This window comes from Priestia sp. FSL W8-0524 (assembly GCF_038005965.1).
Taxonomy (GTDB): domain Bacteria; phylum Bacillota; class Bacilli; order Bacillales; family Bacillaceae_H; genus Priestia; species Priestia zanthoxyli.
Map to the genome: position 1 here is coordinate 2,046,609 of NZ_JBBOUG010000001.1, position 23,658 is coordinate 2,070,266.

24 protein-coding genes and 1 riboswitch are annotated in these 23,658 nt (G+C 39.1%); of the genes, 18 read left to right on the plus strand and 6 right to left on the minus strand.

Annotation, left to right across the window (positions count from 1 at the left end; genetic code table 11):
- The first annotated feature begins 116 nt into the window (after positions 1-116).
- The 4 genes from NST66_RS10250 (at position 117) to NST66_RS10265 (ending at position 3,984) form a co-directional block, all read left to right on the plus strand.
- Positions 117-1,577, plus strand: a complete 1,461-nt coding sequence (locus NST66_RS10250; protein ID WP_182029615.1) for a beta-Ala-His dipeptidase — start codon at positions 117-119, stop codon at positions 1,575-1,577.
- A gap of 244 nt (positions 1,578-1,821) precedes the next feature.
- Positions 1,822-2,295, plus strand: coding sequence for a hypothetical protein (locus tag NST66_RS10255; RefSeq protein ID WP_033578967.1), 474 nt, complete (start codon positions 1,822-1,824; stop codon positions 2,293-2,295).
- Between the two features lie 175 nt (positions 2,296-2,470).
- Entirely contained in the window at positions 2,471-3,046 is a 576-nt protein-coding gene (locus tag NST66_RS10260) for a GNAT family N-acetyltransferase (RefSeq protein WP_182029617.1), read from the plus strand.
- Positions 3,047-3,297: 251 nt separating this feature from the next.
- Complete coding sequence (locus tag NST66_RS10265) at positions 3,298-3,984, plus strand: O-methyltransferase (protein WP_034266120.1); 687 nt, start codon at positions 3,298-3,300, stop codon at positions 3,982-3,984.
- A gap of 200 nt (positions 3,985-4,184) precedes the next feature.
- On the opposite strand, the gene NST66_RS10270 is transcribed toward NST66_RS10265, so the two are convergent.
- The 6 genes from NST66_RS10270 to NST66_RS10295 form a co-directional block, all read right to left on the minus strand.
- On the minus strand, positions 4,185-5,096 hold the full coding sequence (locus NST66_RS10270; protein ID WP_340843299.1) for a LysR family transcriptional regulator: 912 nt from the start codon (positions 5,094-5,096) through the stop codon (positions 4,185-4,187).
- Positions 5,097-5,228: 132 nt separating this feature from the next.
- Complete coding sequence (locus tag NST66_RS10275) at positions 5,229-5,414, minus strand: hypothetical protein (protein ID WP_028413357.1); 186 nt, start codon at positions 5,412-5,414, stop codon at positions 5,229-5,231.
- Positions 5,415-5,569: 155 nt separating this feature from the next.
- The gene (locus NST66_RS10280) at positions 5,570-5,704 is read right to left on the minus strand and encodes a hypothetical protein (RefSeq protein WP_013057043.1); all 135 of its coding nucleotides are present in this window, start codon (positions 5,702-5,704) and stop codon (positions 5,570-5,572) included.
- Between the two features lie 138 nt (positions 5,705-5,842).
- Positions 5,843-7,105 (minus strand): dicarboxylate/amino acid:cation symporter, encoded by a 1,263-nt coding sequence (locus tag NST66_RS10285; RefSeq protein ID WP_047750979.1) that lies wholly within the window; start codon positions 7,103-7,105, stop codon positions 5,843-5,845.
- A gap of 50 nt (positions 7,106-7,155) precedes the next feature.
- Positions 7,156-8,484: a diaminopimelate decarboxylase gene (gene lysA / locus NST66_RS10290; protein ID WP_014460106.1), complete on the minus strand. Its 1,329-nt coding sequence runs from the start codon at positions 8,482-8,484 to the stop codon at positions 7,156-7,158.
- A 138-nt stretch (positions 8,485-8,622) separates the two neighbouring features.
- A riboswitch (Lysine riboswitch) is annotated at positions 8,623-8,805 on the minus strand.
- Between the two features lie 66 nt (positions 8,806-8,871).
- Entirely contained in the window at positions 8,872-9,384 is a 513-nt protein-coding gene (locus tag NST66_RS10295) for a CBO0543 family protein (RefSeq protein ID WP_028413355.1), read from the minus strand.
- A gap of 338 nt (positions 9,385-9,722) precedes the next feature.
- Between NST66_RS10295 and NST66_RS10300 the strand changes: the two genes are divergently transcribed.
- The 14 genes from NST66_RS10300 to NST66_RS10365 all read left to right on the plus strand — a co-directional run bounded on the left by NST66_RS10300 (position 9,723) and on the right by NST66_RS10365 (position 23,656).
- Entirely contained in the window at positions 9,723-10,841 is a 1,119-nt protein-coding gene (locus NST66_RS10300) for an NAD(P)/FAD-dependent oxidoreductase (protein ID WP_033578972.1), read from the plus strand.
- A gap of 73 nt (positions 10,842-10,914) precedes the next feature.
- Complete coding sequence (locus tag NST66_RS10305) at positions 10,915-11,229, plus strand: YckD family protein (RefSeq protein WP_028413353.1); 315 nt, start codon at positions 10,915-10,917, stop codon at positions 11,227-11,229.
- A 161-nt stretch (positions 11,230-11,390) separates the two neighbouring features.
- A complete protein-coding gene (locus NST66_RS10310) occupies positions 11,391-13,115 on the plus strand; it encodes a PAS domain-containing sensor histidine kinase (protein WP_340843300.1) in 1,725 nt (574 codons plus the stop codon).
- 86 nt (positions 13,116-13,201) lie between these two features.
- Positions 13,202-13,465: a DUF1292 domain-containing protein gene (locus tag NST66_RS10315; protein ID WP_013057050.1), complete on the plus strand. Its 264-nt coding sequence runs from the start codon at positions 13,202-13,204 to the stop codon at positions 13,463-13,465.
- Positions 13,466-13,617: 152 nt separating this feature from the next.
- Positions 13,618-14,862, plus strand: coding sequence for an acyl-CoA dehydrogenase (locus NST66_RS10320; protein WP_328132313.1), 1,245 nt, complete (start codon positions 13,618-13,620; stop codon positions 14,860-14,862).
- Positions 14,840-15,613 carry an SDR family oxidoreductase gene (locus NST66_RS10325; protein ID WP_033578975.1) on the plus strand — a complete coding sequence of 258 codons (774 nt, stop codon included), beginning with the start codon at positions 14,840-14,842 and terminating at the stop codon, positions 15,611-15,613. Before NST66_RS10320 ends, NST66_RS10325 begins: the two co-directional genes overlap by 23 nt.
- A 19-nt stretch (positions 15,614-15,632) precedes the next feature.
- Positions 15,633-17,249, plus strand: coding sequence for a long-chain-fatty-acid--CoA ligase (locus NST66_RS10330; protein ID WP_340843301.1), 1,617 nt, complete (start codon positions 15,633-15,635; stop codon positions 17,247-17,249).
- Positions 17,250-17,339: 90 nt separating this feature from the next.
- A complete protein-coding gene (locus NST66_RS10335; protein ID WP_028413348.1) occupies positions 17,340-17,906 on the plus strand; it encodes a TetR/AcrR family transcriptional regulator in 567 nt (188 codons plus the stop codon).
- A gap of 80 nt (positions 17,907-17,986) precedes the next feature.
- A complete protein-coding gene (locus NST66_RS10340; protein ID WP_099330996.1) occupies positions 17,987-18,871 on the plus strand; it encodes a 3-hydroxyacyl-CoA dehydrogenase family protein in 885 nt (294 codons plus the stop codon).
- Entirely contained in the window at positions 18,868-19,650 is a 783-nt protein-coding gene (locus tag NST66_RS10345) for an enoyl-CoA hydratase (protein ID WP_049164532.1), read from the plus strand. The genes NST66_RS10340 and NST66_RS10345 overlap by 4 nt, the downstream gene beginning before the upstream one ends.
- A gap of 14 nt (positions 19,651-19,664) precedes the next feature.
- Positions 19,665-20,066: an acyl-CoA thioesterase gene (locus tag NST66_RS10350; RefSeq protein ID WP_033578978.1), complete on the plus strand. Its 402-nt coding sequence runs from the start codon at positions 19,665-19,667 to the stop codon at positions 20,064-20,066.
- A gap of 25 nt (positions 20,067-20,091) precedes the next feature.
- Positions 20,092-21,150, plus strand: a complete 1,059-nt coding sequence (locus NST66_RS10355) for a phosphotransferase (RefSeq protein ID WP_099330997.1) — start codon at positions 20,092-20,094, stop codon at positions 21,148-21,150.
- Entirely contained in the window at positions 21,147-21,890 is a 744-nt protein-coding gene (locus tag NST66_RS10360; RefSeq protein WP_099330998.1) for a 2-phosphosulfolactate phosphatase, read from the plus strand. Before NST66_RS10355 ends, NST66_RS10360 begins: the two co-directional genes overlap by 4 nt.
- Positions 21,878-23,656, plus strand: a complete 1,779-nt coding sequence (locus NST66_RS10365) for an acyl-CoA dehydrogenase family protein (protein ID WP_049164538.1) — start codon at positions 21,878-21,880, stop codon at positions 23,654-23,656. The genes NST66_RS10360 and NST66_RS10365 overlap by 13 nt, the downstream gene beginning before the upstream one ends.
- The last annotated feature ends 2 nt before the right edge of the window (positions 23,657-23,658 follow it).

Sequence of the window (23,658 nt, forward strand, 5' to 3'; positions counted from 1 at the left end):
GTTAATCAACGTTAAAATATAACTAGGCGATACATAAAAAAAGCCTCATATGCTATTTCTACTGTCAAGATAAATAGTAGGATAAAAAAGCGTACAGATTAGAAAGGATGATACATATGGTGCAAACAGTAAATGAATTAATTAAACATCCGGTTTTCTATTTCTTTAACGAAATCTCAGCTATTCCTAGAGAATCTGGAAATGAAAAAGAAATTAGTAACTATTTAGTTTCTTTTGCAAAAGAAAGAAGCCTTGAGGTTATCCAAGACGAAGCTTTAAATGTAATCATTAAAAAGCCGGCAACTAGAGGATATGAACATGCTCCAGCTATCATTTTGCAAGGACATATGGACATGGTATGCGAGTTAAATAAAGGAACTGTCCATGACTTTGAAAAAGATCCGCTTCAACTGCGAATTGTTGAAGATATGCTTTATGCAAATGGTACTACGCTAGGAGCTGATAACGGGATTGCCGTTGCATATGCACTGGCTTTACTAGATGCTCAAAATATAGCGCACCCCTCTCTTGAAGTAGTCATTACCACTGAAGAAGAAACGACTATGGGCGGAGCCATTGCTGTAAATCCAGCTTATTTTGAAGGGAAAATTTTTATTAACCTTGATACAGAAGAGGACGGAAAGCTCCTTGTCAGCAGCGCAGGCGGGGTAAAAGGCGTGCTTCGTATTCCTATAAACTGGGAGTCGTCTTCCAATAACTCAGAAACATATAGCTTAAGCATCGGAGGACTGCGCGGCGGACATTCCGGAATGGAAATTGACAAAGAAAGAGGAAATGCGAATAAACTGCTAGGGAGAGTTTTATATGATTTACAACAAGAACTTCCCTATTCTTTAAGCAGCATTAGCGGAGGATTAAAATCAAATGCAATTCCCCGTGAATCAGAAGCAATTCTATCAGTTGAGCCTTCTGAGGTAGGAAAGCTAGAAAATAAGATTCGTGAGTGGAACGAAATAGTAAAAAATGAATTACAAGCGGCTGATCCGAGCGTATATGTAAAAATAAACAAATTTTCTTCCGTTGAGAAATGTTTTACAAGAGAAACGACAGAACGAATTGTACAAGCTATTATGCTAACACCAAACGGCGTTCAAAGCATGAGTATGAATATTGAAGGATTAGTAGAATCTTCTACCAACTTAGGTGTGATCACGACGACAGAATCTGAGGTTGTTTTTCAAAATGAAATTCGCAGCTCAGTAAAAAGCTTAAAAGAAAAAATAGTAAGTCAAGTGCGCATACTTGCTCAGGTAGTCGGGGGAAGAGTTGAAACAAAAGGTAATTATCCTGAATGGGCGTACAATGGAGATTCAAAAATTCGCGAATTATGTAAAAAGGTTTACAAAGAAAAGTATGGTGAAGAGGCGGAGATCATCGCCATCCATGCTGGAATTGAATGCGGTATTTTCTTAGAAAAAATCCCTGGATTAGATGCCATTTCGCTCGGACCCGATATGTACGACGTTCATACACCTGATGAACACCTGAGCATTCCGTCTACTCTTAAGACATGGGAATACTTATTAGCAGTATTAAAAGAGGCAAATAAGATATAAAGTTATCAGCATCCCTATAATCTTAAAAAGAGAGCTTCTGTAAAGGAGCTCTTTTTCATTCGTCATTTATCAGATAATAAATAGGGTTCCATCAACGCGTCAGGCAATTGAGAACATTTATGTAAGCGTTTTACAAATAAAGGTTTTAAAACGGTCCTAAAAGAGGTAAACAATTATTAAAACGATAGACAAATGAATTCAAAACAAGCTCTGCAACTAATAAATTAGTAGGGAGAGAATGTATATGAATGATAATAGTCTTATCAAAGATCCTTTTTTAGAAAAAGGAGAAATTGAATTTTTAGAATTAAAGAAAGACGAAATACGTTATCTAAAGTTCGATCGATTTTTAAAAGTCATTAAAGCACTTAATCAACGCAGTGATAAAGGCTACCAGAGTCTTATGCTTTCCGTTGATGGCTTTAAAGGTACTTCAAGAGAATTATATGAGATAGAGGAGTTTCGCAGGTATGTAAATTTGTTAATTAATCAAGTTCCTCAAATGTTATTTTATATTCATGATAAAAACAAAATGACTAATCAAATTTTAAAGAGTCTATCAAATAATAGCAGCCAGCCGGCCTCTATAGATCCTAAAAGAGCACGTTTAATGATTGATGCCATACAAGAGCAAGTAGCGAAAACAGAGGATAAAGAGATAAAGGAGAATCTTTCTGAATTCGTATGTAAAATCCAGAGCTTTGTGAATCAGTATTAACAGTTCCCAATAGAAAAGCAGAATCCATATTATAAAAAAGTACGAGAACTTAAAGCTTCTCGTGCTTTTTTTGTTGGGAAAACTGTAGAAAAAGAAAAGGATTATCAACATATATTGATAAATAATAAAAGTAAAGCTTCATATTTGGCAGTGAAATAATCAGGAGGGATGAACATTGAATCATATTGAAATAAGAAGACCAAAAATAGAGGACAGCGCAGAACTCCACGAGCTTTTTAATGAAGTGATCACAGATACCTTTCATAGAGAGGGTCTATCTGACATGGTGAACGATATACAAATAGAAATTGAAAGTAAAGAACAATATTTAAAAAGTGACCTTGATAGCGGTGGGAAATGTCGATTCTTTTGGCTCGGAATAGATACGTGCACCAATAAGATTATTGGCTGCATTGAATATGGCCCTGTTAGTGAATTAATTATGGCGTGTACAAAAGGGGAGCTGCAAGGATGGATTGAAATCGGCACAGTTTTTGTTCATCCAAAGTACCAAAGAAAAGGGGTAGGAACACTGCTTATACATATTATGCTGCTTACGCTTCAAAGCAGAGAAATTAAAAAAATTTGTTTGGATAGCGGATACAAGAATGCTCAGAAAGTATGGAAAAACATATTTGGAATTCCCGATTACTTAGTAAAAGATTACTGGAGCAAAGGATATCATCACATGATTTGGAAAATAGAAACAGAACGTACACCGATAGTATTTAAGTTCAGTCATAACGGATAATAAGATGTCTTCTAGAAAATAGCCGGTAGAAAGGTACCGGCTATTTTTTACGGATTGAGCTACGATTATTTAAAGATAAAAAAGACCTCTCTGAAGGTCTTTTTTTATGGACATATAACAATTCTTTTTAAGAGCGAGCAGGATAGTTTATTAGAGAGCTAGAACACATTCATAATACGAACGATTACGGCAACAAGCTGAATATGAGAAAAACATATTCGTATCTTTGAATAATAAAGCTTTTATCACTTATGTGGAGGAGTATGGAAATGTCTATATATGAAATTTGGAATGAAGTGGATCTTTATATGAATGATAAGCTCATACAACCTGACCCTATTCTTGATGAGGTATTGAAGGCAAATCAAGAGGCTGGATTACCTGCCATCGACGTATCGCCTAGTCAAGGAAAGTTTCTGCATTTGTTAGCTTCATTAAAAGGGGCTAAACGCATTTTGGAAATTGGTACTCTTGGAGGGTACAGCACGATTTGGCTAGCCAGAGCTCTTCCGAAAGATGGACAGCTGATTACGCTCGAATTAAGCGCTCAGCATGCAGAAGTAGCACGAGCTAATTTAAAAAGAGCGGGAGTAAGCCACTTAGTAGAAGTCATTGTCGGCCCCGGGCTTGATACATTAGCTGTATTAAAGGATAAGGGAACAGAGCCGTTTGATCTTATCTTTATTGATGCTGACAAGCCGAATAACCCAAATTACTTAAAGTGGGCTCTAGAATTATCGAAACGAGGAAGTACGATTATTTGTGATAATGTTGTTCGTCAAGGGCATGTGGTGAACTCAGAAAGTGAAGATGAAAATGTAAAGGGAATTCGACAATTTATGGATGCTCTGGCTCAAGAAAAACGAATCAGCGCCACGGCTATACAAACCGTTGGAAGCAAAGGCTATGATGGATTCATTGTAGGGATTGTTGAATGATAGAACTCGTGTTACATATAAAGAGGCTGGGACAAAAGTAGTTTTGTTGAAGGGAAATCCGACCGATGAATTCAAATTCTTGATGGAGAATCTCGATTCCTCGGTCGGATTTTTTCATGGTGATAGTGAACGTAAATTTCATGTGTGTAGGTGTAGGTGCTTCTAGCTGTGGATTGATTTCGTTATCTCCCAGCCTCTATTTAATTTGCGTCCAACTTATTTGTTATTTGTTTTGCTGTCAGAAAATTAATCAACTCTCTTACAGCGAATGAACTGTAGCGTTCTTTTAACAGAATAATTCCAAGTTCCCACATCATTTCAGGATCTGCAATAGGTACCGTAATAATATTGGAATCTTTCACTTTGGCATAAAGCGATTCGGGTAAAATAGCAATACCTAGTTCTGCTGCTGTTAATTCAATAATTAAATCCCATTGAGAACTTTTATATGCGATAGAAGGCACAAATCCTGATTTTAAAGCATCTTGAATTAACCGGTCGTGCAGCGTAAATTCTTCACTGAACATAATGAATTTTTCATGCTCCAATTCTTTCATCCAGAAGGAAGAACGTTTAGCTAAAGGATGGTTTTTATGGGCGTATAAAAGGAATCTCTCCTTAACGAACGGGTATACGTGAAAATGCTCATCATGACCGCTTGTGAGAGGAAGCATAACAATCCCCATATCTACACCAGCCTCTTCCACAAGGGCTTCAATTTTTTTTGCTCCAAATTCAATAAGCTCTAGAGATACTTTAGGGTATTGTTCATTAAATGCTTTTGCAATCTTCGGGAAAAACAAGGTCCCGATGAGCGGAGGGATTCCCATCTTGATTTGCCCTGTTTGCAAGTTCATTAAATCGCCCAACAAGTGAGGCATGTCTTTTAACACCGACAGCGCTTTAGTTGCCTGATGATACACGACTTCTCCTGCATCGGTTAGCTTTAATTCTCTTGTTGAACGGTCAAGAAGCTCAAATCCTAGTTCATTTTCTACTTTTTTGACGGCTTTACTTAAAGCCGTTTGTGACAAATGAACTTGCAGCGCTGCCTTTGTAAAATTTTTATGATTCGCTACCTCTATAAAGTATTCTAAGTCTCTGATTTCCATGTGAAACTCCATTTCTGCAAACTGCTTATCCTTTTTTTTTACTCTTTATTTTAACCATTAAATTATTTACTGTAAATGCGCTGATTAAAAAAGGGAGCTATCCAATGAATAAAAACGAGGAAAGGAAATGAACTAAAGTTTCTGTCGAAATTGATTTATAAAACCAATAATCTTTTTATAGAGAAACATAGATTTTGCTACTAGCTGATGAGGAATATAAAGATTTTTGCCTGTACGTTCGGGCAAAAATGCAAAACTTATCAAAATAACTGAAAGCCCAAAGGCTGCAGCTGTAATCTCTATCCAAGAAAACACCATATCATTCCTCCTTTTACAAACCTATTAATAGAATATGTAAAAGTTTGAAAGGAGGTTGTACGATAGACCTATAAAGAGCGTCGTCATTAAGCTCTCTCAAAATAAAATGACGTCAAAGAACGCAGGGCCTGTGCCAAACGTTCTTTGACGTCATTTTATTTTCGCTCTTCAGCTTGATGCTCTTGTTTGTTTTGCTCAGTGAGACGTTTTTGATGAGCTTTTGTTTCTGCACTTACGTGATTCGCATCATTCGGTTGATTCTTCTTTGAACCTCCTGCAGCGTTACTCATTAGACGACACCTCCAGTCCGGTTATGAAACATACCTATAGAATGTGCGTATTTACAAACTTTATACACGGCTATCGATATTACTGCACACGAAAAAAGCAAAGGGAGAGTCACTAAGACTGTTCCCTTTGCTTTTTTACTAGGCGACTTTATCGGTGGTGATAATTTTGTTAATCCAGTCTTTTCCTTCTGTAAACCTTGTAACAAGCATCGCTGTTACTGTATTTCCCGTACTGTTTAAGAGCGTAGCAGGGGCGTCAATAATTGTGGAAATGACCGCAATGATGGGCAGAACTTCTGGCGAAAATCCGTAAATTGTAATGATTAACATTTCGCCAATCATACCGCCTCCAGGAATTGCTCCCATTACGGCTCCAACTAAAAAGGCTACGCCTAATATGCTCAAAATACTCGTAGCAGACGTCATATCTTTGCCGAACAAACTGAATAAGAAAACAATTTTTAGAATACCACCGATAACAGAACCATCTTTATGGGTGTTTGCTCCTAATGGAATCACTGTTTCAGCAATATCCAGAGGCACACCCATTTTCTTTGTTGCGTCTAAATTGACTGGAATAGATGCCGCGGAAGAACAGGTAGCAATAGCAGTGATAGAAGGAGCAGCTGCATTTTTCCAAAACAGCTTAATTCCTGCTTTACCGCCAGCAATCCATGCGTATAGCGTAAAGAAGCCAAAATAGTAAACGATTGCAATTAATAAATAAAGAATAAATGCTCTAGCATACCCTTGCAAGATCTTTGGTCCAAGTTCTCCTACTACAGTAGCAAAATAGCACCCTAAACCAATTGGAGCATAGTACATGACAATTTTAACGACTTTCATCGATACTTCTTGACCCGAAGTCAGAAATTTCGCCATAGGCTGTCCTTTTTCACCAGCCATCGTGGTAGCAATACCGAAGATAACGGCAAAGACAATTAATTGTAAAATATGCTCTTTCGAAAATAACTGAACAAAATCAGGTACAGTAAATGTACTAACAAGCTGATTTAAAAGCGTCATTTTTTCAGCTGTATTTTCACTGTCACCCATTAATTCTTTAATGGCAGAAGTATCTACGTTGTGCAGCGGATTGTAAAGTGATGCGCCTAAAAAGCCTAGAACGGCTGAAACAACAGCAGTGGCGACAAACACAACGGCGATACCTAGCATAATTTTACCAAGACGTTTCATTTCGTTCATGTTTGCGATCGCCGAAGCCACACTAAAAAAGACAAGGGGAACGATAATCATGAACATTAAATTAAGAAACAAATCACCAAAGGGCTTTACGACTGCCACATCGGGCCCGATAGCATATCCTGCTATCCCGCCAATTAAAATAGCGAGAAGCAGAATAAGCGATGATCTGTACGTTTTAAATACACTTAAAACCATATAGATTTCCTCCAAACAACAATAGCTTCTTTACTACGCAAGAACAGCTATCATTTGCTCATTGCATACGTAGTAACGACTGGCTTTACATCTTTACGCACCAAATCTTCGTATGTTTCTCGCTCTACAGCAAGACGAGCTTCTCCATTTTTCACAAATACAACAGCAGGGCGCGGAATACGGTTGTAATTGCTAGCCATTGAATAGTTGTAGGCACCTGTAGAGGATACTGCTAGTAAATCTCCTTGATTAACGCGCGGTAAATCGATATCCCAAATAAGCATATCTCCTGATTCACAGCATTTCCCCGCAATTGATACTGTTTCATCTTTTTTATCCGTCACTCTATTAGCCAAGACAGCTTCATGTTTTGCATCGTAAAGAGCAGGACGGATATTATCGGTCATACCGCCATCAATTCCTACGTATTTGCGTACACCTGGAATCTCCTTCGTTGAGCCGATTGTATAAAGCGTTGTACCTGCTTCTCCTACGATGCTTCTTCCAGGCTCAATCCAGACTTCCGGAAGGGTATAATTCTGTTCAGTTAACGTGCGGCTTAGCTTTTCTGTCAGTGCATCTACATAATACTCAACTGGAAGTGGAGAGTCGCTTTCGGTATAACGAATACCAAAACCACCACCTACGTTTAAAACTTTTACTTCAAATTCCATTTTATCACGAATACTGAATAAGAAATCAGTTAAAATATCAATGGCGCGAGAAAAACCATCTACTTCAAAAATTTGCGAACCAATATGACAATGAATGCCTAAAAGATCGTAGTAAGGCTTTTCTAATGCAGAACTTACCGCTTTCATAGCCTGGTCATTGGAAAGACCAAATCCAAACTTGGAGTCTTCCTGTCCGGTCATAATATATTCATGTGTGTGGGCTTCAATCCCTGGAGTAACACGCAGAAGAATAGATGCTTTCTGTTTGCGCTCAGCTGCTAAGGCATGTAAAACTTCAAGTTCGGTAAAGTTATCCACAACAAAACAGCCAATATTCGCATCAAGAGCCATTTCAATTTCTTCAATCGTTTTGTTATTTCCGTGAAAATGAATGCGTTCAGCTGGATATCCCGCTTCAAGAGCTGTAAATAATTCGCCTCCTGAGACCACATCTAATGACATATCAAGCTTCGTTAAAAGGCTAGCCATTTCCATACAAAGAAACGCTTTCCCTGCATAGGCGATTTGATATGAAAAGCCGCTTCTTTGAAAGGCTGAATGGAAGGCCTTGCATTTCGTCTCAATTAATTCTTGATCGTAGATGTATAGGGGAGTGCCGTATTGTTTTTTCAGTTCGACCGTATCGCACTGCCCAATTTCTAAATGATTGCTGCTGTTAATTTTACTCGTTCCATGTAAGTACATAATCCGTATCCCTCCATTTAAATCATTCAACTATAACTTTGATGGTCAGTAGAAAAACACAAAAAAGACCCGTGAAGTGATGTTCACGCGTCTTGGTTTCATAATAATAAAGTATTATTACATTCTAGGCATCAACATCTCTTCAATAGCTCTCCACAAACCAAGTGGTTTGTGACAGCTCAGCATTTATTCAATACTGAACCAGTATATGAACACAATGGATGTTTATATACTTCGGCACGAAATCCCTTTTACTTATCTTCACAGACTCCATTAGTCTCCAATAAGTGACTCTTGATTTCATGCACCTCTATTCTCAGAGAGGAAAATTATATTTAAATGTAACTCCTATTATATTTCCTTTTCCTCTGTCTAGTCAATGAAAAGTTAAGGCATAGGAATATCAAAGAAGATAAATAAAAAAGCTATGAAGCTTCCAGATAGAATCCAAGCAGCCAGCGCTGTCTTCTGATGAATGATTAAAAGTGAGAACGTGACAATATTGAAGAGAAAAGAACATAGCAGCGACCATCCATAATGATGAGTGATACTGTGATTAACATAAGCAATGAACTCAATCACAGTAAATAAAAGCGCCCATAAAAGAATCCACCACAGCCGGCCGCTTACATGCAGCGGCAGCCTTCCTAAAAAAACCGGTATAACAAACGGATAAATAATTAAGGTTATTCCAAGAGAAACCATTAGGTGATCGGGTAGAAAAAGATGATCAATACCAACAGGGTGAAATACCCATACGCGGTGATGAAACAGCAGCACTTCATAAAGCAAATTCCCCGTGACCCAAAACAGCAAAGTAGGGTAGTATTCTTGATACCTTCGCCACTTGCCAAATAGTAAACCAAGAATGATAAAAAATAATACAAATGAAGATTGCATACGCTCTCCTTAAAATAATGGTTATTTCTTTTTATTTACATATTATAGTGGTTTTATTCTTTCATTTTTTTATTCAGCACCTATAATAGAAAAGCCGTAAGCCACAGCGTTAAAGACGTACTACCACTATTTATGGCTTTCTTCACCCTGTTATAATCTTGGTAAAAGAACTTCTACCGCTTTTGTTTACGAGACGAAAGGAGCTATATGTCAAAGTCAGCAAGGCTTAAAAATAAGCTTAAAATAGCTTCGCCTAGTATGTGACTTCTTTTTTTGCTATGCTAAAATTGCATACATATAGCATGAGAATACTAGAAGAAAGAAAAGGGTGTTTTGGTATGAAAACATACATCGTAGTTGGAGCTGGGGTACTTGGAGCTTCTACGGCATATCATTTAGCAAAAGCAGGAGCAGATGTGACATTGATAGATCGCAAGGATGCTGGTCAAGCTACTGATGCAGCAGCAGGAATTGTTTGTCCATGGCTTTCGCAGCGTCGAAATAAAGCATGGTACCGCTTAGCAAAAGGCGGCGCCAAGTACTATCAAACATTAATTCAGCAATTAGAAGAAGATGGAGAAACGGATACGGGATATAAGCGAGTAGGAGCAATTAGTTTACACACTGATGAACAAAAGCTTAAAAAAATGGAAGAACGAGCATATAAGCGTCGGGAAGAAGCCCCCGAAATAGGCGAGATTACACGTTTATCCGCTAAAGAAACACAGGCTTTGTTTCCGGCTCTTTCGGAAGAATACAGTTCAGTTCATATTAGTGGAGCCGCTCGCGTTAACGGAAGAGCTCTTCGAAACGCACTTGTGAATGCAGCGAAGAAAAACGGTGCAAAAATAATAGAAGGAAACGCAGAACTACTTTATGAAAATAATCAAGTAACGGGCGTTGCCGTAAATGGACAAACCCTTCTAGCAAGTACAACAATCGTGACAGCAGGAGCGTGGGCAAATCAATTACTAGAGCCTCTTGGAGTGAAATTTTTAGCAAGCTTTCAAAAAGCGCAAATTGTCCACTTGCATCTTCCTGATTTAGATACAAAAGACTGGCCCGTTGTAATGCCTCCAAGCGACCAATATATTCTTTCGTTTGAACAAGGTCAAATTGTCATAGGAGCAACACATGAAAACGACACGGGTTATGACTTGAGAGTAACGGCTGGGGGGCTTCATGAAATTTTTTCAAAGGCCTTATTAATTGCTCCTGGCTTAACAGAAAGCACAGTCTTAGAAACAAGGGTAGGGTTTCGACCATTTACTCCAGGCTTCTTGCCAGTCATTGGGGCTCTTCCAGCTTACGAAGGAATACTAGTAGCGAATGGTCTCGGAGCTTCAGGCTTAACGTCGGGTCCTTATCTTGGTTCAGAGCTTGCTAAATTAGCACTTGAAATGGAAATGGAAATTGATCTTAGCGATTATGATGTAAGAGGAGCTATTGAGTCCTAAGCAAATAGAATGAATGAAAACAAATAGAAGTTCGCAAACTATAACTACTATATGATGAAAGGAAGTAGATTGTTTGCGAAAGGTTATGATAAGTGCAGCAGCAGCTTTTTTATTTATGAGCGGGACGCCTGTATTAGCGGAAAACAATCCTCAGCCAGAAACAAAAGACGTGCAGCTGACGTCTCAGCAAAAGCAGGAATTATCCGTTCTGTACAAAGAAATGTTCGAAAAAAAGAAAGAAATACTTTCAAAATATGTGGAGTACGGCGTGCTAAGCAAAACGGAGAGTCAAAACATTTCTTCACATATGGAAAATCGCTATCAGCATATGGAGAAAAATGGGTTTGTTCCGAAGCGGCACTGTCATAAAATGCATCATTCAAAGTAATTCCTATTCACATAAAAAAGCGCCTATACAGGCGCTTTTTTTATGTGAATGAATGGAAAATATCTGCTTCTTTATCTAGTAAATTTTAAACGCCTCATGTAAAATTAAGAGAATGAGAACGATTAGGAAAGATGCTAGTGAGGGGTAGGTAAATATGAACGATGAACGAAAATAAAAAAATAGTCCGATTACATGCAGAAAATCATTCAGCTGAGGCTCTAGGAATCATATTTGCTTACAAACAAAAAGGTGACCACCTTGTTTACAGTATGTATCAAGGAGAAAGCGTTTCTGAGCAAAAAATACCTCTAGAAGAATGGGTCTCGTATGAGCATTTTTTCGAAGCGCTAAATAAAAAGAAAACGCTTATGTACGAGCTTCAAATAAATGATAAACGCTATGTAGTAAACTTAACCCCTTTATCTTACACAGAAAAGCCTGAAATTATGGGACATTGCGTTAATATAACTACTTATCAAGAGAAAAAAGAACAGATTCAGCCTTTTATTTATCATAACGCAGATGCTGTTGCTATCGTTGACTTAGAGGGTAAAACGCTTCAAGTGAACCCTGCGTTTGAGAATACATTTGGCTGGACGTTTGAAGAAATTCATCAAAAGCCTCTTCCGATTATACCTTCGTTTTTAAAGGAGCCCGTGTGCGAACTTCACAAGACTATTCAATCAGGGGAATCGAAAACGGAATTTGAGACGGTAAGACAGCATAAAGACGGGCATTTAATTAATGTAAGCGTCACACTATTTCGCGTTGAAAATATGAATGATTGGCCGTTATGCATTGCGTTTGTCTATCGAGATATAACATCGCGCAAGCAGGATGAGACGGCTTTAAAAGAAAGCGAACAGCGCTACCGAAGTTTGATTGAGTTATCCCCGGAAGCAATTATCGTTCATAGTGAAGGTAAAATTGATTATATCAACCCTGCAGGAGCTAAAGCACTAGGATACAAGAATCCTCAAGATGTATTAGGAGCTTGTGTTTATCAGTTTGTTCACCCTGATTACTATGATGTTGTAAAACAGCGAATTTATCGAATGAAAACAGAAAATAAATCTGTGGATCTGCAGGAAGAAAAGTTTATTCATAAAGACGGTCATACGATTGATGCCGAAACCATTGCCTTTCCTATTCCGTATATGGGAAAGCAGGCCATTCAAGTTTTGTTTCGTGATATTACAGAACGTAAAAAAACTGAAAAATTGCTGCGTGAATCCGCTCAGCTTTCCTTAGTCGGACAGTTAGCAGCGGGTATCGCTCACGAAATCAGAAACCCTCTAACAGCGGTAAAAGGATTTATGCAGTTATTAGAAGAAACGAGCGGTCAGCCTTACTATGTAGAAATGATAAATCATGAGTTAGATAGAATCGAATTGATTGCCGACGAGTTCTTGAGTCTTGCAAAGCCTCAGGCGAAAACCTACAAAGACAAACACGTCCAAGATATCTTAGAGAACACGTTAAAGCTAGCTGAGGTGCAGGGGATTACAGAGAAAATTCACGTAAAGAAAGAGATTGATCTTCATCTTCCTCTCGTATTATGCGAAGAAAACCAGTTAAAACAGGTCTTTAGCAATATATTTAAAAATGCCGTCGAATCTATGCCAAGTGGAGGAACTGTAACGATTCAACTAAAAAGATTTAATCAGGAGAACCTTGTTGTCCGGTTTAGCGACGAGGGGCCAGGCATCACGCAGGAACGAATGCAGCATTTAGGAAAACCTTTTTATAGTACGAAAGAGAAAGGAACGGGGCTTGGACTGATGGTGTGCTATAAGATCATTCGAGAACATAGAGGAGAAATTAACTTTGTAAGTGAACTTGGAAAAGGAACTACCGTAGACATTCTTTTGCCTTTTAAAAAGTAGATTCTACTTTTATAAGCATGAAACCTTTTCTAAAGGGGAATACATGTTAGTGAACGAATAATGAGGTTAAAATAGGAGGGAATACGATGGAACGTATTGAAACGGGAGAGATTTTTACAATTTTAGATGAAAATGATCAAGAGCAAGATATTGAAGTGCTTGGAAAAATGACGATTGAAGGCCACGATTATATTGCCGTTGCGTTTGTGGAAGAAGTTTTAATTGAAACAGAAGAAGAAATTGATGTTTTCTTTTTAAAAATTGAAGATGATGGTGAATGGTCTTCAATTGAAGATGATGATGAGTTTGAAAAAGTATCAGCCGTATTTGAGGAAATGACATCCGCGTAAAAAGAGAGGTTACAACCTCTCTTTTTTTTATTTCTGAATAATATAATATTTAGAATTTTTCTAAAAATATCTTGCTGAATTATTTCCCTTCATTTATGATGAATATGTAACATACCAACCGGTTAGTAAGTAAATGAAAGCGAGGGACTACCGTGTATTTTTCTTACTCTGACAAAGTAGTGAAGCTGCAAAAAGAATTGAGCTCTTTTATGGAAGAGCATATTTATCCAAATGAACGGCTATACGAACAACAGCTGAATGAACAGCCATCTAGATGGTCAACTGTTCCTCCAATCATGGAAGAGTTAAAAGAAAAAGCAAAGCGAGCCGGGCTATGGAACTTATTTTTGCCAGAAAGCGAATACGGAGCAGGTCTAACAAATGTAGAATACGCTCCTCTTTGCGAAATTATGGGCCGTTCTATTATTGGACCAGAAGCTTTTAACTGCGGAGCTCCTGACACTGGCAATATGGAAGTGCTGGTTCGATACGGAACGCCTGAACAGAAAGAAAAATGGCTAAAGCCTCTGTTAAATGGAGACATTCGCTCCTGCTTTTCTATGACAGAACCAGATGTAGGTTCTTCTGATGCCACAAACATTCAGTGCAGTATTGTAAGAGAAGGCGATGAATATGTAATCAATGGAAGAAAATGGTGGTCTTCAGGTGCGGGAGATCCTCGCTGCAAAATTGCTATTGTCATGGGAAAAAGCGATTTTAACGCATCTAAATATGAACAGCAGTCTATGATTCTAGTTCCATTAAATACTCCGGGAGTTAAAATTGAACGAATGCTGCCAGTCTTTGGATACGATCACGCTCCTCATGGACATGCTGAAATTCATTATGACAATGTGCGTGTGCCAGCATCCAATATGCTTTTAGGCGAAGGAAAAGGGTTTGCTATTGCTCAAGGTAGATTAGGGCCTGGACGTATTCATCACTGCATGCGTCTAATAGGAGCAGCTGAAAGAGCGCTCGAAGAATTATGTAAGCGTATTCAAATTCGTTCTACATTTAATAAGGTGCTTTCTCAGCAAGGGGTTATTCAAGAATGGGTGGCAGAATCGCGTATTGAAATTGAGCAAGCTCGCTTATTAACATTAAAAGCTGCTTATATGATGGACACAGTTGGAAATAAAAAAGCGCGGAAAGAAATTGCCATGATTAAAGTAATAGCTCCTGCTATGGCTTTAAAAGTCATTGATCGTGCCATTCAAGCATTTGGAGCAGCAGGTGTTTCAGAAGACACGCCGCTTGCGGCACTTTGGGCAAATGCCCGCACTTTGCGCCTTGCCGATGGTCCAGACGAAGTGCACAAAGCACAGCTTGCAAGACTTGAGCTAAAATCCTATCAAGAACAGGAGGCAACCTATGCACATAAAGGATCTATTTGATTTAACTGGAAAAACAGCTATTATTACCGGAGGAGGCAGAGGATTAGGAGAGCAAATGGCAGAAGGGCTTGCAGAGGCAGGGGCAAATATTGTTCTATGCTCAAGAAAAAAAGAAGCATGTCAGCAAGTGGCTGATCGATTGGCCACCATGGGCGTAAAAACCCTCGCTTTAGCATGCGACATCAGTCAGCCTGAAGATATTAAAAATGTCGTGCATCAAACGATTGAAACATTTGGACGCATCGATATTTTAATTAACAACAGCGGAGCTACGTGGGGAGCTTCGGCTGAAGAAATGCCTCTTGAAGCATGGCAAAAAGTGATGAATATTAATGTGACGGGCACGTTTTTAATGTCACAAGAAGCTGGAAAAGAAATGATTAAACAAAAAGCTGGTAAGATTATTAACATTGCTTCAATTGCGGGTCTTGGAGGAACGGACCCTCAGTATATGGATACAATCGGGTACAACACGAGTAAAGGAGCGGTCATTACGTTCACGAAAGATTTAGCTGTCAAATGGGGACAGCATAATATTCAAGTTAATGCAATTGCGCCGGGATTTTTTCCTACTAAAATGTCAGGTGCGATTATGGAACAAGGAAAAGATTATTTTCTAAGTCAAACCCCTTTAAAACGCTTTGGCTCCGAAGCTGATTTAAAAGGAGCGGCTGTTTTTCTTGCTTCTGCAGCGTCTAATTATATTACGGGCGATATTCTGACAGTAGACGGTGGAGTTCATGCTATGTGAATAAGAAAGGAGTTACTCAATGGAAGACGTTAAAAAATGGTTTACACCTTATCCAGAAACCTACACTCATGACATTCACATCGAAGATATTTCACTATTTGATATGCTGAAAGAAACAGCCGAACGTTATCCTGCTCACACAGCCACGCGCATGTATCAGCATACGTTAACGTACCAGGAGCTGTACCACTCAGTTCGCGTATTTGCAGGAGCACTGCAGAAAAAAGGGATTAAAAAAGGAGATCGTGTAGCAATTATGCTGCCAAATTGTCCGCAATATATAATAAGCTATTTTGGCATTGTAGCAGCGGGCGGCATTGTCACTCAGGTCAACCCCATGCTTGTCGAACAAGAACTAGAGCATATTTTACACGATTCCGGCGCAAAAAAAATAATTCTACTCGATGATTTTTATACGAGACTTCAAGAGATAAGGAATCGTGTTGAGATAGAAGAAGCGATAACCGTCAGCTTGCAAAAACCTTTTGTTCCTGCATCACCAGACCTTTCCTTCTTAGATTTTCTAACCATTAAGCATGAATTTAATCAGCCGGTCATCCATCCAGCACACGATATTGCTGTTCTTCAGTATACGGGAGGAACGACCGGACCATCTAAAGGTGCGATGCTTACACATACAAACATTTACACAAACGCAGTTCAATCATACGAAATATTTAAGCATGATATTGAATTAGGAAAAGAAAAATGCTTAACCGTTATTCCATTGTTTCACGTATTTGGCATGACTTCCTGTATGCATTTATCAATTCTTTGCGGAAATGAAATATTGCTATTGCCGCGTTTTGATTTAGAAGAAGTACTAAATACAATCAAAAAAGAGCAGCCTAGTATTTTTCCTGGAGTGCCAACTATGTATGTCGCAATTACCAATCATCCGCGGGCAGAAGAATACAATATCGAAAGTATTCGCATCTGCAACAGCGGCAGTGCGCCAATGCCTGTTGAGCTGATGAAAGAGTTCGAACGAAAAACGGGTGCTAAAGTGTTAGAAGGGTACGGCTTATCAGAAGCGTCCCCCGTTACCCATTGCAACCTGCCGTTTTGTGAACGAAAGCCAGGCACAGTCGGACTTGGCGTTCCGCAAACTGCTTATAAAATTGTAGACGTGGCTACAGGAACAAAAGAACTGCCAAGAGGAGAGCTTGGAGAAATAGTGATTAAAGGCCCTCAAGTTATGAAGGGCTATTGGAATCAGCCTGAAGAAACAGCTCACGCGCTTAGAAACGGCTGGCTGTACACAGGAGATATTGGACAGATAGACGAAGATGGGTATTTATCCATTGTTGATCGCAAAAAAGATATGATTATTGCGAGTGGTTTTAATGTGTATCCTCGAGATATTGAAGAAGTTTTATATGAGCACAGCCACATTAAAGAAGCCGTTGTCATTGGCGTTCCGCATCCTTACAGAGGAGAAACAATTAAAGCGATTTTGGTAGTGAAAGAAGGAAAATCTCTTTCTGAAGAAGAGCTTACTTCTTATTGTCGACATCATCTTGCAGCTTACAAAATTCCGCGAATCTTTGAGTTTCGCGCTGAGCTTCCTAAGACCAATGTAGGAAAAATTTTACGAAGAGCACTGCGAGAAGAAGTGGTGAAAGAAACGATGTAAAGAAGCTGAACATAAACAAACTTTTTCAAAAGCTCCCTCTAAGCCATGGTATAATTTGTGAAAATGAGAAAAGACAGAGAGGGTTTGACGATGAAAGATTTGATGATGGAACGAAGCATTCAGCTTTTTGCTCAAAAAGGTTTCAAAGAAACGTCTATTCAAGATATTGTAAATGAATTAAACGTCACAAAAGGAACGTTTTATTATTATTTTAAAAGCAAGCAAGAGCTTTTAATGGATATTCACCTTCAATATATTGAAAGATTAATAGAAAACCAAGAGACGATTCTTGCAGATAAGACAATATCTTATCCTGAAAAGCTGCACAGCATTATTTTTAAACTTGTTCATGATATTGAGAAAGAAGGTCTTCGAGCTAAAGTGTTTTTTCGAGAGATGCGTCATTTGAGTGAAGAACACTTACAGCAAATCATTCCAAAGCGCGATCGTTTTAAAGAAAACGTACAGGAAATTATTGAAAAAGGAATGGAAGCAGGGCAGTTCCGTTCAGATTTGCCTTCAGATATCGTGACGCTAGGCATATTAGGAATGACAAATTGGAGCTATTTTTGGTTTCAGCCGGATGGTGAAAAGTCAGATCGAGAAGTTGCGGCTATTTTTTATAAGATGTTAATGAAAGGTATTCAGTCACAGTAGCTGCTAGGCTGGACAGTGCTCGTAAAAGGTGGGAAAGTATAAGCTCTTTCTCTCCTTTTATATTAAAAGGAGGCTATAACATGAATAGTAAAGATATACAGCGTATTGCTGTCATTGGCGCAGGACAAATGGGACATCAAATTGGTATGCTTTGTGCACTTGGAGGATATGAAACAATTATTCAAGATATGAATGAACAATCACTCACAGAGGCGAAAAATAAGCTGGAAGCAATTATAGACAAGTGGGTTCACAAAGGCAAAATCTCCTCTGATGCTAAAGAAGCCGCATTTCAAAGGTTGTCTTTTACAAGCACATTAAAGGAAGCGGTTTCAAGTGCTGATTTTGTGATTGAAGCTGTTGTAGAAAAGTTAGATGTAAAACAAAGCGTCTTTAAAGAAATAGATGAGTACGCACCAAGTCACGCCATTTTAGCATCGAATAGTTCAACAATTGTTAACTCGCTTATTGCAAGTGCAACAAACCGTCCAGAGCAAATCGTTAACATGCATTTCTTTTTTCCTCCTCTTGTAATGGACTGCGTAGAAGTTGTGATGAGTGAAAAGACAAGTGAACAAACAGCTCAAACGACAATGGAAGTTTGCAAGCAAATTAATCGCACAGCAGTCCTTCTGAAAAAAGAAATCTCAGGTTTTATTGCCAATCGAATTTTAGGAGCGCTGCAAAAAGAAGCCGTTTTCCTTTACGAAAATGGATACGCAGATTTTGAAGACATTGATACGATTTGCAAAAAAGCGCTCAATCACCCGATCGGTCCTTTTGAATTGATGGATCTCTCAGGAATTGACGTCGGATATTTTGTGATGCAGCAGCGCTATAGCGAAACAGGGGACCCTGAGGACAAGCCAGCTGCGTGCATAGAAGAAAAAGTTCAAAAAGGCGAGCTTGGACGCAAAACAGGAAAAGGTTTTTACACATACCACACACAGGGAGTGAAGCAATGATGAAAAAATTTGTACGTATTGAAAAAGAAGAGAAAACAGCTATTGTAACCATTGATAATCCGCCTTTAAATGTAATGAGCCAGGCTGTTGTGCAGCAGCTTGAAGAAACGTATGAAGAGCTTAGTAAAGATCCTGATGTCATTACAATCATTTTAACGGGAGCGGGCGACCGGGCGTTTATGGCTGGAGCTGATATTAAAGAATTTCCACAGCTAATGGGACAAAGCGGTATTAAAGAAGAGTTTATGAAAACCCATCGTGTTTTGCAAAAACTTGAAAACATTGAAAAACCAACAATTGTCGTGTTAAACGGTTTAACGTTTGGGGGAGGGTGCGAACTTTCACTAACCGCTGATATACGCATTGCCGAAGAACATGCTCAAATCGGTCTTCCGGAAGTGAAGCTCGGATTGTTTCCCGGAGGCGGCGGAACTCAGCGTCTTCCGCGCGTAATCGGCGCATCTAAAGCTAAAGAATGGATGTTTGCCGGCAGTCCTGTTGCGGCGGAAGAAGCACTTCATGCAGGCTTTGCCAATCATGTAACGCCTAAAGGAAAAGGGCTCGAAAAAGCAAAAGAGCTGGCTAAGAAATTTAACCGTCACTCTCTTCCGTCACTTTCTCGAATTAAGGCAGCGGTAAACGAAGGAATGAATCGTACACTATCTGAAGGTCTTGAACTTGAGGCAGAGCTGTTTGAAGAAGTCTTTCAAACAGAAGATATTAAAGAAGGAGTATCAGCATTTATTGAAAAGCGTCCCGCTGTTTTTTCACATAAGTAAAGGAGGAGAAAACCATGTATGAAACACAGGTCAAAGTGCGTTTTTGCGAAACAGACGCACTCGGTCACATTAACAATACGAGCTATTTCATTTATTTAGAAGAGGCACGCATTGCTTTTTTTGAAGAAATGGGAGCATCCATGCATACAAAAAAGTGGGAGTATATTTTAGCGTCTACTAAATGTGATTTTGTTGCGCAAGGATATTTTAATCAAGTGTTAACGATTAAAACCTTTGTATCTAATGTCGGCAATAAAAGCTTTACAATTGGCCATGAAATTACCGACAGCAAGACGGGATCGCTGATTGCTAAAGGAGAAGCTGTCATCGTGTACTTTGATTTTGATGCACAAAAAAGCGTTTCTATTCCAGCGGACATTAAGCAGTTTTTGATGAATTATAAAGTAGCTGTTTAACTATAAAAAAGCAGGTGGTAAAAGAATGTCACAAATCATTCCTGTACGAAAAGGAGAGGAATTAAACACGGAAAAACTGCATCAGTTTCTCCGTGTTTCGATTCCTGATTTACCTAAAGAGCCTCTTTTAATCAAACAATTTGGATCGGGTGCGTCCAATTTAACCTACGCTCTTTCAGTCGGAGAGTGGGAGGCGGTGTTGAGACGCCCGCCATTTGGGCCAGTTGCGCCAAAAGCGCATGACATGGAAAGAGAATACAAGATTTTATCTGTTTTATCGAAATCTTTCCCTCTCGCTCCTAGGCCTAATGTGTTTTGTGAAGATGAAACGGTGGTCGGGAAACCCTTTTTTTTAATGGAGCGAAAGCACGGTGTTCTCATCGACACAGCGTTTCCAAAAGAAGTGAAAGAAACGAGCCAACTTTGCCGTCGTATTTCAGAACAAATGGTAGATGTCCTTGTTCAGCTTCATGACGTTCCTTATAAAGGTACGCTCCTTGAAGAAATCAGCAAGCCTGAAGGTTTTTTAGAACGTCAAGTACACGGCTGGATTCATCGTTATGAAAAATCAAAAACAAGTGACATATCGGAAGTAGAAGCACTAAAGAAATGGTTGACCACACACATCCCCACTTCACAGCATTCAACCATTATTCACTATGATTATAAGCTTAACAATACGTTATTTTCACCGGATGGAAATAAAATTGTAGGATTATTTGACTGGGAAATGACAACCGTTGGAGACCCGCTTGCTGATTTGGGAGTGGCGATGAGCTATTGGATGGAAGACAGCGACCCTGAACTTTTAAAAAGAGGATTGGGGAACCCACCTGTTACTGTGCAAAAAAGCTTTTATTCCCGTCGAGATTTTGTGGAAGCGTATGCTAAAAAAAGCGGACGAGATGTGTCACACATTGACTTTTACCTGAAGTTTGCGTACTTCAAACTTGCTGTCATTTGTCAGCAAATTTATTACCGTTATAAAAAAGGCCAAACAAATGACAAACGGTTTTCACAATTTGGAGAGTATGTAAAAACGCTGATTATTCATGCTCTGCATACAGAACGCGGGCATATATGAAAAGAAAAGTTCACGTAATACTCAAAAAAGAAGAGCTTCTTGCCAAAAAACTAGAAGGAAAAACGGTCGTTATATTTGACATCTTATTGGCTACTTCAACAATTGCGGCTGCTTTACAACAAGGAGCAATAGAGGTTATTCCCGTAAAAAACGAAGAAGAAGCGCGCAATAAAGCAAAAACGTATAATCCTGACGAAATTGCGCTTGTAGGCGAATATAGAGGGAAAACGATTGAAGGCTTTTTTGATCCAAGCCCCAGCACGATAAAGCAGCATGTTCAAGATAAAACGGTTATTTTATCCACCACTAATGGAACGGTGGCCATTCATAACGCTGAAAAAGCAAAACATGTCTATGCAGCTTCACTGTTAAACGGAGAAGCGGTTGCCAGTGCTGTTTGTCAACCAAGTCAAGATGAAACTGTTTTATTGGTTTGTTCAGGTTCATCCGATCGTTTCTGTCTAGAAGATTTATATGGAGCGGGGTACTTTATAAGCTGTCTTCTGCAACTAAAAACATTTTATTTAACGGATGCTGCAAAAGCCGCACTGCTTTTGTATAAGGCTTATGAGCATTCATCTGTTGAAATATTGAAACACTCAGCCGTAGGAGAAATGCTCACTCAGTATGGCTTTCTAGACGAAATTGGCTTTGTAAGCCGGAAAAACGTCTATTCTGTAGTTCCTAAGGTAGTGAAGAAAAAGCTAATAAACGGGGAGGAAATGATATGTCTGAAATGAAAACCGAAGCAAAAGGCGGATCATTTTTACTTAAAAAAACATCTGCGCAGCACGTCTATACACCTGAAGACTTAACGGATGAGCATCGTATGATCGCTCAGACAGCAAAGCAGTTTATTGAAAAAGAAGTCGCCCCTTACCACAGTGACATTGAGCAGCAAGATTTTGATAAAGTAGTAGAATTGATGCACAAAGCAGGCAAACTCGGACTTCTTGCTCACAGTATTCCAGAAGCATATGGAGGACTAGGTCTTGATAAAGTAAGCAAAGGACTCGTCGGTGAAATCATCGGCCGGACAAGCGGATATGGAGTCGCTCATTCTAATCATACATGCATTGCGACACTTCCTATTACGTATTTTGGTACCAAAAAGCAAAAAGAAAAATACTTGCCCAAATTGGCAAGCGGTGAATATATTGGCGCCTACTGTTTGACAGAGCCAGAAGCTGGTTCTGATGCTCTTGCAGCCCAAACAAAAGCCGTATTAAATCCTGAAAAAACGCATTATGTATTAAATGGAATGAAGCAGTACATTACCAATGCTGCCTTTTCAGATACGTTCATCACATACGCAAAAGTAGACGGAGAACATTTTACCGCTTTTATTGTAGAAAAAGATTTTGAAGGACTGTCTCTCGGGCCAGAAGAAAAGAAAATGGGGATTAAAGGGTCGTCTACTCGCCCGGTTATTTATGAAGATTGTTTAGTACCCGTAGAAAACGTACTTGGACAAGTAGGAAGAGGTCACTTAATTGCGCTGAACGTCTTAAACCTTGGACGTTTTAACTTAGGTTCTGCATGTATGGGCGCAGCGAAATATGCGTTTGAACTTGCTTTAGGTTATACAAAAGAACGCAAGCAGTTTAAAACAGCTATTGCGGAATTTAACGCTTCAAAAGAAAAAATAGCAAAAATGGCGGCTCGTATTTTTGCATCTGAATCTATCCAGTACCGTACAGCTGGTTTACTAGAAGAAGCGCTTGGTGGACTATATGAAAGTGAAAATCATAAGTTAGTAGCTAAACAGCTGGCTGAATTTGCAATGGAATGTTCAGTGTGTAAAGTGTATGGATCGGAAACTCTTGATTTAATTGCCGATGAATCGCTGCAGCTTCATGGCGGAGCAGGATTTATTCAAGAATATAAAATTGAACAAGTATACCGTGACTCACGCATCAATCGTATTTTTGAAGGTACAAATGAAATCAACCGCCTTTTGCTTCCAACTCAGCTTCTAAAAAAAGCAGGCAAAGGAGAAATAGAGCTGAACAAACGAGTAGAACATGCCGTTAGTGAATTGATGAGCGGTCAGTGGGAAATATCTTCAAATGAACTTCTAGCACGAGAAAAGCAGGCTGTTATTACAACAAGGCATTTATTTCTTGCATTGCTAGGAACAGCATTCCAAACGTTTCAGACAAATCTAGCGCAAGAACAAGAAACGCTGATGAAATTAGCAGAAATTGCTATTGGGCTATTCGCTATGGAGTCATCTGTGCTGCGCGTGGAAAAAGCTGTAACCAGAAATGGAGAAGAAAAAGAAACGTTAAAAAGCAAGCTCATAGCAACAGTTGTTAGTGAAACGCTCTTTGAAATTGAAAAGCAGGCTCGACAATTAATAAACGGGATGTTAACGGATGAAAAACACCGACAGTACCGCACAATTCTTGGAAAATGGATGAATGATTTGCAAAGTGAAGGAGAGTTCATGCGCAATCGAGACATCGCCCGTGAATTTATCGACAGCGGACGATATGTTGTATAAGG